The sequence below is a fragment of the Pseudomonas sp. CFSAN084952 genome, from assembly GCF_009648855.1.
Classification (GTDB): Bacteria; Pseudomonadota; Gammaproteobacteria; order Pseudomonadales; family Pseudomonadaceae; genus Aquipseudomonas; species Aquipseudomonas paracarnis.
Window position 1 is genome coordinate 4,480,284 of sequence record NZ_CP045767.1, and the last position, 12,510, is coordinate 4,492,793.

General features: G+C 58.9%; 12 protein-coding genes. 3 read left to right on the top strand and 9 right to left on the bottom strand.

The annotated features are described in order from the left end of the window. Nucleotides 1-84: 84 nt before the first annotated feature. The 9 genes from msrQ to mrcB all read right to left on the bottom strand — a co-directional run bounded on the left by msrQ (nt 85) and on the right by mrcB (nt 9,903). Entirely contained in the window at nt 85-705 is a 621-nt protein-coding gene (gene msrQ, locus GH769_RS20370; RefSeq protein WP_020301783.1) for a protein-methionine-sulfoxide reductase heme-binding subunit MsrQ, read from the bottom strand. After that, nucleotides 705-1,718 carry a protein-methionine-sulfoxide reductase catalytic subunit MsrP gene (gene msrP, locus GH769_RS20375; protein ID WP_032902680.1) on the bottom strand — a complete coding sequence of 338 codons (1,014 nt, stop codon included), beginning with the start codon at nt 1,716-1,718 and terminating at the stop codon, nt 705-707. The genes msrQ and msrP overlap by 1 nt, the downstream gene beginning before the upstream one ends. 63 nt (nt 1,719-1,781) lie before the next feature. Then, complete coding sequence (gene pssA / locus GH769_RS20380) at nt 1,782-2,639, bottom strand: CDP-diacylglycerol--serine O-phosphatidyltransferase (protein ID WP_014719927.1); 858 nt, start codon at nt 2,637-2,639, stop codon at nt 1,782-1,784. A 144-nt stretch (nt 2,640-2,783) separates the two neighbouring features. Further along, nucleotides 2,784-3,800, bottom strand: coding sequence for a ketol-acid reductoisomerase (gene ilvC / locus GH769_RS20385; protein WP_003194132.1), 1,017 nt, complete (start codon nt 3,798-3,800; stop codon nt 2,784-2,786). A gap of 47 nt (nt 3,801-3,847) precedes the next feature. Further along, nucleotides 3,848-4,339, bottom strand: coding sequence for an acetolactate synthase small subunit (gene ilvN / locus GH769_RS20390; protein ID WP_003176102.1), 492 nt, complete (start codon nt 4,337-4,339; stop codon nt 3,848-3,850). Between the two features lie 2 nt (nt 4,340-4,341). After that, the gene (locus tag GH769_RS20395; protein WP_014719928.1) at nt 4,342-6,066 is read right to left on the bottom strand and encodes an acetolactate synthase 3 large subunit; all 1,725 of its coding nucleotides are present in this window, start codon (nt 6,064-6,066) and stop codon (nt 4,342-4,344) included. 432 nt (nt 6,067-6,498) lie between these two features. Then, a complete protein-coding gene (locus GH769_RS20400; protein ID WP_014719929.1) occupies nt 6,499-6,828 on the bottom strand; it encodes a YqcC family protein in 330 nt (109 codons plus the stop codon). Next, the gene (locus GH769_RS20405) at nt 6,828-7,562 is read right to left on the bottom strand and encodes a M48 family metallopeptidase (protein WP_032902681.1); all 735 of its coding nucleotides are present in this window, start codon (nt 7,560-7,562) and stop codon (nt 6,828-6,830) included. The genes GH769_RS20400 and GH769_RS20405 overlap by 1 nt, the downstream gene beginning before the upstream one ends. Nucleotides 7,563-7,578: 16 nt before the next feature. Beyond that, complete coding sequence (mrcB, locus tag GH769_RS20410) at nt 7,579-9,903, bottom strand: penicillin-binding protein 1B (RefSeq protein ID WP_014719931.1); 2,325 nt, start codon at nt 9,901-9,903, stop codon at nt 7,579-7,581. A gap of 118 nt (nt 9,904-10,021) precedes the next feature. Here mrcB and GH769_RS20415 point away from each other — a divergent pair, with 118 nt between their 5' ends. The 3 genes from GH769_RS20415 (at nt 10,022) to GH769_RS20425 (ending at nt 12,492) form a co-directional block, all read left to right on the top strand. After that, the gene (locus tag GH769_RS20415) at nt 10,022-11,578 is read left to right on the top strand and encodes a bifunctional aminoglycoside phosphotransferase/ATP-binding protein (protein ID WP_014719932.1); all 1,557 of its coding nucleotides are present in this window, start codon (nt 10,022-10,024) and stop codon (nt 11,576-11,578) included. 92 nt (nt 11,579-11,670) lie between these two features. Then, nucleotides 11,671-12,015, top strand: coding sequence for a pentapeptide repeat-containing protein (locus GH769_RS20420; RefSeq protein WP_014719933.1), 345 nt, complete (start codon nt 11,671-11,673; stop codon nt 12,013-12,015). A 204-nt stretch (nt 12,016-12,219) separates the two neighbouring features. Then, on the top strand, nt 12,220-12,492 hold the full coding sequence (locus GH769_RS20425; RefSeq protein ID WP_019817941.1) for a TfoX/Sxy family protein: 273 nt from the start codon (nt 12,220-12,222) through the stop codon (nt 12,490-12,492). The last annotated feature ends 18 nt before the right edge of the window (nt 12,493-12,510 follow it).

A 12,510-nucleotide genomic window follows, 5' to 3' on the forward strand; every position in this document is an offset into this window, starting at 1 on the left:
ATTGTTTACCAAGGAGTTTTCCGTTTCGACTGCGCCGGAAGTGGGGCGAATTATAGGCTTCCAGAATCTGCCGTCAAGGCTTAATTACGCTTTTGTGGCAGAAGGCGCTTTTTTAGCAATAAGGCGAGGGATTCGACGCATTACCGGCGGCACCCGCATCAACAGAAGTAGCGCACCTATAGACGCGTAGATGGCCCACTCCTTCAGGTCCGCCCGCACTATCCATAGCATGTGCAGCAAACCGAGCCCAAGAATCACATAGACCAGACGATGCAGCTTCTTCCATCGACTCCCCAACCGACGCTGGCTATAGCGGTTCGACGTGACGGCCAAGATAAGGAGAGCAACAAACCCCAGCGCCCCCACAATGATGTAGGGCCGCTTGCTCAACTCTACGCCGAGCTGCGACCAATCCAGCCCCAGGACAAACACACAATAGGCCGCCAGGTGCAGCACAACATAAGCAAAGCACCACAGCCCCAACTGTCGCCGCACCGCTATCCACCCCGCCCAACCGCTCAATTTCTGCAGCGGCGTCATAGCAAGCGTGATCAGCAATAAAATGAGCGTCCCCAAACCCAGGCGATCAACGAGCACCTTGCCTGGATCAGGCCCCAGCGCAGAGCTCCACGCTTCATACAGCCAGAGCAATGGCCACACTGCTGCGGCTACAAACACGCCGATGCGCCAGATGGGATAGCGCATCAGTAGTTCTTCCGCAGATCGAGGCCTGCATATAAAGAAGCGACCTCATCCGAATAGCCATTGAACATCTGCGTCTGGCGCACATTCGGACTGAACAGGCCGCTCGGCAGGCGGCGCTCCCGCGCCTGGGTCCAGCGCGGATGATCGACCGTAGGATTCACATTCGCATAAAACCCATACTCATCGGCAGCAATACTTTGCCAGGTCGTTTTCGGCTGCTCACTGACCAGACTGATACGTACGATGGACTTCACACTCTTGAAGCCATACTTCCACGGCACCACCAAGCGCAACGGCGCGCCGTTCTGGTTAGGCAACTCCCGCCCATACATGCCCACAGCGAGGATCGCCAAAGGATTCATCGCCTCATCCAGGCGCAGCCCTTCCACATAAGGCCAGTCGATCAAGCCGAAACTTGAGCGTTGCCCAGGCATGCTCTTGGGATCCTGGAGGGTTTCAAAACGGATGTACTTGGCTTTGGAGGTTGGCTCGACCTGCTTGAGCAACGCCGAGATGGGAAAACCTATCCACGGAATCACCATGGACCATGCCTCGACACAACGCAGACGGTAGATGCGCTCTTCCAACGCATAGGGTTTCATGAAGTCCTCCAGGGCATAGCGCCCAGGTTTTGCGACTTCACCATCAATCACCACACTCCAGGGCTGCGTCTTGAGCGAGCCCGCATTCGTTGCCGGGTCGCCCTTGCCTGTCCCGAACTCATAGAAGTTGTTGTAGTGAGTTGCATCCTTGAATGGCGTGATGGCCTCATCTTTGACCGTCACCGATTGCCACTTCGTGTTCGGAAGTTTTTCCGTAAACCAGTTGGGCGCGCTGCCCGGCTCGACGTCGGCATACCGCGAAGCATCGCTCGCACTGGCCCAACGCGGCAAGCTGCTGGCGGCAATACCAGCAAGCGCACCACCGAGCAGGCTGCGGCGAGAGAGATAGAAGGATTCAGGCGTGACGTCCGATTCGTGACAATCGGACGCTTTGGGTAATTTGATTAACATGGTAACTCCGCAGCGTTGGAGAACTGATGCACCAATAGACTGCGGAGTATGGGGGAAATTACATTAAGACAATGTTTTGTCCCGACGCAGACGCAACAAGTACTGAATCGGACCCGAAGCGGCGTAGGCCAGGAACGCCAGCAGCAGGATACGCGGTGGATCACTGAACACGACCGCGAACACTAGCACCACCACAAGGATGGCCACGAAAGGCACGCGCCCTTTGAGGTCAAATTCCTTGAAGCTGTTGTACTTGATGTTGCTGACCATCAGCATGCCGGCCGCTGCCACCATCAGGGCAACCAGGAACGACATCTTCGATCCCTGAATCCCGTAATCACTGAACGCCCAGACAATCCCCGCGACAACACCCGCCGCTGCCGGGCTGGCAAGGCCGATGAAGTAGCGCTTGTCGGCAGTCCCCACCTGGGTGTTGAAGCGCGCCAGGCGCAAAGCGGCACCCGCGACATAGATGAAGGCAACCATCCAGCCAACCTTGCCCATGTCACCCAATGCCCAGGCAAATGCCAGCAATGCGGGGGCAACACCGAAGGCGACCATGTCCGACAGCGAGTCGTACTCGGCGCCAAAAGCGCTTTGAGTATTGGTCATGCGCGCCACGCGACCATCCAGGCCGTCGAGCACCATGGCCACGAAAATTGCGATAGCAGCAAAGCCAAAGTATTTGCTGGCACTCGCCGCATCACCCGCCGCCAGCGCGCTCTGGGCACTCATGGAGTTGATGATGGAGTAGAAGCCGGCGAACAGGTTCGCCGTGGTGAATAGGTTGGGCAGCAGATAGATGCCACGATGCCGGACCTTGCGGCCTTCGGCGTCATGCCCTTCTTCGACATGTTCATCGATCGGCAGCATGCTTTCGGCGTCGGAAGCCTGGTTTGGCTCTTCGGGACGTTCGCTCATGGACTTTACCTTGCAACGGTGTGAAAAAATTCGACAGATACTTGCAGCGAGTGTTCGCCTGCAAACGATGCAGCTTTATACCAGAACCAACCCCTCAAACGAAAAAACGCGGCCTAAGCCGCGTTTTCCCTTGATGCGTACGACTTAGTTCTTGGCTTTGTCGACGATCTTGTTGGCACCGATCCACGGCATCATGGAGCGCAGTTGCTCGCCGATGACTTCGATACCGTGAGCGGCGTTGTTACGACGCTTGGCGGTCATCGAAGGGTAGCCGGTAGCGCCTTCGCTGATGAACATTTTGGCGTATTCGCCGTCCTGAATACGTTTCAGGGCGTTGCGCATGGCCTGGCGGGACTCGGCGTTGATCACTTCAGGGCCGGTCACGTACTCGCCGTATTCGGCGTTGTTGGAGATCGAGTAGTTCATGTTGGCGATGCCGCCTTCGTACATGAGGTCAACGATCAGCTTCAGTTCGTGCAGGCATTCGAAGTAGGCCATTTCCGGCGCGTAGCCAGCTTCAACCAGGGTTTCGAAACCGGCTTTTACCAGCTCAACGGTACCGCCGCACAGAACGGCTTGTTCGCCGAACAGGTCGGTTTCGGTCTCGTCCTTGAACGTGGTTTCGATGATGCCGGTACGACCGCCACCCACGCCAGCAGCGTAGGACAGTGCAACGTTCTTGGCATTGCCCGACGCATCCTGGTAGATCGCGATCAGGTCGGGGATACCGCCGCCTTTGACGAACTCGGAACGCACGGTGTGGCCCGGTGCTTTCGGCGCGATCATGATCACGTCGAGGTCAGCACGCGGCACAACCTGGTTGTAGTGAATCGCGAAGCCGTGGGAGAAGGCCAGGGTAGCGCCCTTCTTGATGTTCGGCTCGATTTCGTTCTTGTACAGCGAGGACTGGAACTCGTCCGGGGTCAGAATCATGACCAGGTCGGCAGCCGCCACAGCAGAAGCAACGTCGGTCACTTTCAGGCCATGGGCTTCAGCCTTGGCTACGGTGGCCGAACCTTTGCGCAGGCCAACGGTGACGTCAACGCCGGAGTCTTTCAGGTTGCACGCTTGGGCGTGGCCCTGGGAACCGTAGCCGATGATGGCGACTTTCTTGCCCTGGATGATCGACAGGTCACAATCTTTATCGTAATAAACTTTCATGAGGTTCCTCTATATATCCAGGCCGTGAGGCCATTCGCTAATTTGGGTTAGATGCTGAGTACTTTGTCGCCACGGGCAATCCCGGTGACACCACTGCGTACGGTTTCCAGAATCGAGGCCGTCCCGATCGACTGGATGAAGCTGTCCAGCTTGTCGCTTGTACCGGTCAGTTGAACGGTATAAACGCTGGCGCTCACATCGACGATCTGCCCGCGATAAATATCGGTAGTGCGCTTGATCTCGGCACGTTGGGCACCCGTGGCCTTGACCTTGACCAGCATCAGTTCGCGCTCGATGTGGGCGCTTTCCGACAGGTCGACCAGCTTGACCACTTCGATCAGCTTGTTGAGGTTCTTGGTGATCTGCTCGATCACCTCATCGTGGCCCACAGTAGTCAACGTCAGGCGCGACAGGGTCGGGTCTTCGGTCGGGGCCACGGTCAGGCTTTCAATGTTGTAGTTGCGTTGCGAAAACAGGCCGACAACACGGGACAAGGCGCCGGGTTCGTTCTCCAGAAGCAGGGAGATAATATGCCGCATGATTAAGTACGCTCCGTCTTGTTCAGCCACATGTCGCGCATAGAGCCGTCTTTGATTTGCATCGGATAGACGTGCTCGCTGGTATCGACCTGAATATCGATGAACACCAGACGGTCCTTCATGGCAAACGCTTCTTCCATCTTCGGCTTCAGATCTTTCAAATCAGTGATGCGAATGCCGACGTGGCCATAGGCTTCAACCAACTTGATGAAGTCCGGCAACGATTCCATGTAGGAATGGGAGTGACGGCTACCGTAGCTCATGTCCTGCCATTGACGAACCATGCCGAGCACGCCGTTGTTCAAGCAGACGATCTTCACCGGAAGACCGTATTGCAGGCACGTCGACAGTTCCTGGATGTTCATCTGGATGCTGCCTTCGCCGGTGACGCAGGCAACGTCGGCATCCGGGAAGCTCAGTTTCACACCCATGGCCGCAGGGAAACCAAAGCCCATCGTGCCCAGGCCACCGGAGTTGATCCAGCGGTTAGGCTTGTCGAACTTGTAGTACTGCGCCGCGAACATCTGGTGCTGGCCCACGTCGGAGGTCACAAAGGCGTCGCCCTTGGTCACTTCGCACAGGGTTTCGATCACGGTTTGTGGCTTGATGATGCTGCCGTCACCCTTGTCATAAGGGAACAGACCGCGATCACCGCGCCATTCGTCGATCTGCTTCCACCAGCTGGCAACGGATTCCTTGTTCGGCGTTTCGCCGATGTCCTTGAGCGCAGCGACCATTTCGGTCAATACGCTCTCTACAGGACCCACGATTGGCACATCGGCCTTGATGGTCTTGGAGATGGACGCAGGGTCGATGTCGATGTGGATGATCTTGGCATTCGGGCAGAATTTGCTCGCGCCGTTGATCACTCGGTCATCGAACCGCGCGCCCACGGCCAGGATCACATCGGCGTGGTGCATGGTGAGGTTGGCGGTGTAGCTGCCGTGCATACCGAGCATGCCGACGAACTGACGGTCCGAACCCGGGAATGCGCCGAGGCCCATCAGGGTGTTGGTCACCGGCAGGTTGAGCAACTTGGCCAGTTCGGTCAACGGAGCGGAACCGCCGCCCAGAATCACGCCACCGCCGGAGTACAACACGGGGCGCTTGGCCGCCAGGAGCATTTCTGCCGCCTTGCGGATTTGCCCCGAGTGCCCGCGGACGGCCGGGCTGTAGGAACGCAGCTTGGCTTTCTTGGGAAAAACATATTCGAATTTTTCGGCCGGGTTGGTCATGTCTTTCGGGATATCAACCACCACAGGGCCCGGGCGACCGGACTGGGCGAGGTAGAACGCCTTTTTCATGACTTCCGGGATTTCCGACGCGTGCTTGATCATGAAGCTGTGTTTCACGATCGGGCGGGAAATACCGATCATGTCGGTTTCCTGGAAAGCGTCGGTGCCGACCATGGTGCTAGGCACCTGGCCAGAGATGATCACCATCGGGATGGAGTCCATATACGCAGTCGCGATGCCGGTAATGGCATTGGTTGCGCCTGGGCCGGACGTTACCAGTACCACGCCGGCTTTACCGGTGGCACGGGCGTAACCGTCAGCCATATGGGTCGCGGCCTGTTCGTGGCGAACCAGGATGTGGGTAACAGCCGGTTCCTTGAACAGTGCGTCGTAGACATGCAGCAGAGCACCACCTGGGTACCCGTAGATATAGTCGACGCCTTCGTCACGCAAAAAGCGGACGAGCATCTCACCGCCAGATAAAAGCTCCACGTTGTTCACCTCTAAAACGCCAGAATACCGTCCGTTAAAAAACCGACGGGTCTTAATAGGTTTACTTCTCAACAGAGCATGAGCGACGGTGGTCGCCGACTACGTCAGCACTGACTGAGCAAGTATTGGGATCGTCCCAAGTGTTGCGGGCTTTTCCCACCCAGCGCGAGGTAACGCGTTGCGGGTGTTACAGGTCGGCGCGGATGTGCGCCTCATGATCTGCTGAGCGGGCCTGCTTCTGGCAGTCCCGATACAGCGGACTTTGGATTCTTCTGTTTCACGCCCTTCAAGTCAAGCAATAATTGCGCTTTTTTCCAACTAAGCGCATGAGAACGTAGAAGAAAGGGCTTTGAGGAGGGATAAAACTCGCCTGAATGTCGTCAAGCGGTAGAAATGTGCGCAAGACTGCCGGAAAAACCGGCAGTCAGGCAATTAACGAGCGTCGACGATCAATTGATCGAACTTTTTCAGCGCGTTACGCAAGCCGAGGCTCTCCCGCGGCCGGTCGGCGTAGACCATCTCGGCCATTTCCAGGATCCCCGACGCATTCGGCAAGGGCAGGTCCTGTTCCAGGATCTGCTTCATACGCGCAAGGAAAATCCACTGCAGCCACTGGTGGAAGTCCAAGGTATCGACGGAAAAGGGCTCGACACTGCTGAGCGCTTCAGCACTGGGGGAGACTTCATCCCACCAGCCCTGAACGCGCAGTTCGCGCTCGATCAGCAATAACTGCTCGGCAATCGCGGGAAAACGCGCATCCATCAGAGGCTGACCTTGGCTTTTTGCCGTGCCTGCGCAGCACCCGCTGCATCGCCTTGGGCTGCACGCGCATCCCCGATCAAGGCCCACAGGCTGGCTTGCAGGTCTGGGCGCCCATTGGCCAGGCTCAGGCCACGGCGAGCGAACTGCTCCGCCTGGGGCGCATCGCCCTGGGCCATGCGCACCTGGGCCAGGCGATAGAGCACTTGTGGCTCACGCGGCGCCACGCGCTGGGCACGTTCAAGGCTCGACGAGGCGCCATTCAAATCGCCACCCGCCTGCTGCTGCTGTGCGGTTGTGAGCAACGCCAGCACCGGGCCATCGAGTTGTTCGTCAGCCGACAACCCGCCCGCATTGGACGATGACGGAATACCGCTCGGCGTAGAAGGCATGTTGTAGGTGCCCTGGTTGACCGGCGCGGTTTGAATCGGCGTGGAGTTCACCGGCCCGGAAGTGCTCGGGCCTGGGGTCCATGGTTCGGCACTGATAGGCGCCGAGGTTGCAGCCCCACTGCCGGGCACCATCACCACGACGCCGGAATCCTGTGGAATTGCCTGGGTTGCAGCTTGGGCAGGCCGTTTGACCACGGTCTGACGGAAGCCACCATTGGCCGAAATGCGGTCGTTATTAGAGACGGACGTGCTTGAGTCCACCACAGGGATAGAGCCGCGCTGCACGCTGGAGCAACCGCCGAGCAAAGCCAGAGCCGTAATGGCTGGAATCCACAACTTGTTCACTTGAAACCCTCTTTGCTTAATTCATCCAGCCCTTGACCCAATCCATCACCGAATCCGCGTCAGCAGGGGCACTGCCACTGCACGCGGCGCCGGGTGGTGGTTCGCTGCCGCGAATATACGGCATCTGCACCGCGCCCGGACAGTTGGCATCGGAGCCTTGGCCGGTGTGCGGATCAATCCAGGCCTGCACGATATTGTCCGGCTGCGGCATGTTGAGCGGCAACGGGTCAGCCTTGCGCATGAAACTGGTCCATACCTGCAACGCGCCTGTCGCACCGGTGAACGGCGTCTTGCCATTGTCGTCGCGCCCCAGCCATACCACGGCCAGTACATCCTGGCCGAAACCCGCGAACCAGCTGTCGCGAGAGTCGTTACTGGTACCGGTCTTGCCCGCCAGGGTCAGGTTCGACGGCAGCACGCTATAGACCGAACGCCCTGTACCCTCGCGCATCACACGCTGCATGGCGTTCTGGATCAGGTAGATGGAGCCGGCGTCGAAGCGCTGCTGAATCTGGAACGGGTAGCGCTTGAGCGGTTCGCCATCGGCGGTCAGCACACTGCGAATACCGCGCATCGGCGTATTGAAGCCACCATTGGCCAGGGTCTGGTACATGGTGGTCACTTCCATCGGCGTCATGGCCGCAGCGCCCAGAAGCATGGACGGGAACGCCGGGAACTCACGTTCGATCCCCAGTCGCGCCAGGGTCTTCAGCACATTCGGCACACCGACTTCAAGCCCCAGGCGCGAGGTCGAGATGTTGTAGGAATGCGCCAATCCTTGATACAGGAACACCGTGCCATGAGAGCGGCGGTCGAAGTTCTTGGGCGTCCATACCTGGCCATCCGCACCTTTGATCGACAGCGGGTCATCGGACAGCCAACTGGTCAGCGTGTACTTGCTGGGTTTTTCCAGTGCCGTGAGATAGACCGCGGGCTTGACCAGCGAGCCAATCGGCCGCACGGCATCCAGTGCGCGGTTGAAGCCTGCAAAACTGGCCTGGCGGCTGCCGATCATGGCCTGGACCTCGCCGGTTTCCGGGTTGGTCACGACCATGGCGGCTTCGACTTCATCCGAGCCTTTACGGCCAGTCAGGCGCTTGAAGGTGTCGTTGACCGATGCTTCGGCCTTCATCTGCAGGATGGGGTCGAAGCTGGTGAAGATCCGCAGCCCCTCTTCGGTCAAGTCTTCGTCGCGGTAGTCTTCGCGCAGTTGGCGCTTGACCAGGTCGATAAAGCCCGGGAACGAGCTATCCGCCAGCTTGCCGCGGGTTGTCACACCCAGTGGCATTTTTTTCGCAGCGGCCACTTGTTCAGCGGTGGCCACACCCTGCTGCTCCAGTACATCGAGCACCAGGTTGCGACGTTCAAGCGCACGCTCCGGGTTGCGGCGCGGGTTGTAATAGGACGGCCCCTTGACCATCCCCACCAGCAACGCAACCTGATGCAATTTCAATTCGGACAACGGCTGCCCGAAGAAGAACTGGCTGGCCAGGCCAAAACCGTGCACGGCGCGCTGGCCATCCTGCCCGACGAATACCTCGTTGAGGTAAGCCTCAAGGATTTCCTGCTTGCTGTAATGCAGCTCCAGCAACATCGCCATCATGGCTTCGGTGAGTTTACGGGTCAGGCTGCGCTCGTTGGTCAGGTAGAAGTTCTTGACCAGTTGCTGCGTCAGCGTACTGCCGCCCTGAGTCATCTTGCCGCCGGAAGTGTTGACCCAGATAGCGCGGGCAATCGACTTCGGAGAAACACCCCAGTGGCTATAGAAATCGCGGTCTTCGACAGCGACCAGGGTTTCCAGCAGATACGGTGGTACCTGATCGAGCTTGATCAGGATGCGATCTTCAAGGTTCTTCGGGTAAATACCGCCGATCAGCAACGGTTCGAGACGCACCACCGGCAGCTTGGAGCCATTGAGCGAGGACAGCTCAGCCACATAATCGCCAGAGAAACGCACGCGCACCGGCTGGGCTTTTTCCAGGCCTTCGTAGAACTGGAAGCCACGGGTGTTCAGGTCGACGGTATTACCGCTGACCGCCGCAGCGCCAGGGCCATTGCTCACGGGTTCGCGGCGGTAGCCCAGCGCATCGAGCTCGGTAAGGAAGTCTTCCTTGCTCAGCTTCTGACCAGAGAACAGCTCCAGCGGGCGTGCATACACCTTGGCCGGAATCGTCCAGCGCTTGCCGGAGAATTTTTCCTGCACCACGGCATCGAGGTACACCGCAAGGCCGGCGACCGCCACAAGGCCCACCAGGCCAAGCTTGATCACCCAGCCCAGCCAAGGGCGCGGGCCGCGGGAAGGAGGTTTTTTACGGGAACGGGGAGATCGGGTTCGAGTCATGGCGGCGGATTATACGCACTTTATTGATGATCAACATGAGCCGGACAGCGGTTTGCACGACTGGCATCAGCAGCCATAATGCCCCCCATGATTTTCCCCCGACTTTGAAGGATCGCCCGTGAGCCAGACCCTGATCGCTGCCCTGCAAAACCCGGCCTTGTACCCTCATCCGGTTGACGCGTTTCAAGTCATCGAGACCCATATTTCCTGGGTGATACTGACGGGCCCCTATGCATATAAGCTGAAGAAACCGATGAACTTCGGCTTCCTGGACTTCACCAATCTGGACGACCGCGGGCATTTCTGCCGCGAGGAACTGCGCCTCAACCAGCGCCTGACCGAAGACTTGTATCTTGAAGTGTTGCCGATTACCGGCACTGCCGAGGCGCCGCAACTGGGTGGCGACGGCCCAGCCATCGAGTACGCGCTGAAAATGCGCCAGTTCCCGCAAAGCCAGATGCTCAGCACCCTGCAAGCCAACGGCGAACTGACCAGCGCGCACATCGATGAGATGGCCAAGCAGATTGCGCAATTCCACCTCAGCGCCCCCAAAGTCCCGCAAGATCACCCCGCCGGCACGCCGGAAGAGGTGATGGCTCCGGTACGCCAGAACTTCGACCAAATCCGCCCATTCCTCAGCGACAAGGCCGACCTGACTCAGCTGGAGGCTCTGCAAGCCTGGGCTGAAAGCAGCTTCGAACGCCTCAAGCCTCTGCTTGCGCAGCGCAAGCTCGACGGTTATACCCGTGAATGCCACGGCGATATCCACCTGGGCAACGCCACGCTGATCGATGGCCGCGTGGTGATCTTCGACTGCATTGAGTTCAACGAGCCTTTCCGCTTTACCGACGTGTACGCCGACACCGCTTTTTTGGCGATGGACCTGGAAGATCGCGGCCTGAAATGCCTGGCACGGCGCTTCATAAGCCAGTACCTGGAGCTGACCGGCGACTACCAGGGCCTGGAGCTTCTGAACTTCTATAAAGCCTACCGTGCATTGGTACGCGCCAAGGTTGCGCTGTTCAGCATGCCCAGCGAAGCCAACCCGGTGCAACGCGCTACCACCCTGCGCCAGTACCGCAACTACGCCAACCTGGCGGAAAGCTACAGCACTATCCCTTCGCGCTTCCTGGCAATCACCCATGGCGTTTCAGCCGTGGGCAAGAGCCACGTGGCCATGCGCCTGGTCGAAGCCCTGGGCGCGGTACGCCTGCGTTCGGACGTAGAGCGCAAGCGCCTGTTTGGCGAACAACAGGTAGAGAACACCCTGCAGGCCGGTATCTACAATCAGGACGCCAGCGCTGCCACCTACGCACGCCTGAACGAGATTGCCGACACCGTGCTGCGCGCCGGCTACCCGGTGGTGCTGGACGCCACGTTCTTGAAACGCGCGCAGCGTGACGCCGCCGCCCAGGTTGCCGAAGCCACTGGCGCGCCGTTCCTGATCCTCGACTGCAACGCCCCGCAAGCCGTTATCACCAGTTGGCTGGCACAACGCCAGGCGGATAAAAACGATCCGTCTGACGCCACCCTGGCCGTTATCGAAGAGCAACAAGCCAGTCGTGACCCGCTGACTACCGAGGAGCTGCTGCTCAGCAAGCGTGTGGAGACCAATGAAAGCGGGACGCTCGACGCGTTGGTCGGGCATATCCGTCAACACCTGCCGGGCCTGTAAGAAATATTTCTTGGTCGCGTCGTCGTCTTCGGCGCGCGACCCAGCGATAGTGGCACTATACTGGCTCCATAACGCCAGCCAGAGTCGCGATCATGAGTCAGCCAAAGCTTCTTGATACCCCGCTCTACGCCCTCCTGCACAAGGACGACATCCGCGGCTTCAACCAGGAGCGCCCTGAAAATGGCCCCATCGACATGCGCGGTGGCGACTTTCGAGGGCTGGACCTGCGCGACCTGAACGCCACCGGTATTGACTTCACCGACGCCTATTTTCGCTCTGCCGACCTGCGCGGCCTGGACTTGCGTGGCTGCTCACTGGAAGGCGCCAGCCTGGCCCATGCGCAGATATCGGGGGCTTATTTCCCGCCCGAACTCACGGCTGACGAAATACTCATGTCGGTCAATTTCGGTACTCGCCTGCGCTACCGCACCAAGTAACGCCACACACCGAGTTCCTGCCACATCCCCTGCCTGCCGGGCACTTTGCGCCTGCCTGCGAGTAAGCGCCGTGGCGCCATCCTTATAATCTTTTCAGCCCTTTCTGACCAAAGAACCACGCTTTTCCTACTCAACGCTACACTCATTTTCAGGCTGCCTGGTCACGACACCCACCGCACCATTCGGCCAACGCAAGGAGGCTTGATGAACGATGAGCTGCAACACCTGAAAAACCTTGGCAAGACGTCAGCGCAGTGGCTGCATGCGGTGGGCATCCACAGCGCGTCCGACTTGCGTCGCCTGGGGGCGGTCGACGCTTACCGAGCCGTGCGCACGCGCGGGTTTCGAGCGTCGAAGGTTCTGCTGTATGCCATTGAAGGGGCATTGATGGATGTGCACTGGAACGACATACCCACCGAGCGCAAGGAGGCCTTGAACCGTCAGCTTGAAGCGATCTCAGCGCATCAGAAGAACTAGAGTGGCACTCAAACCCAG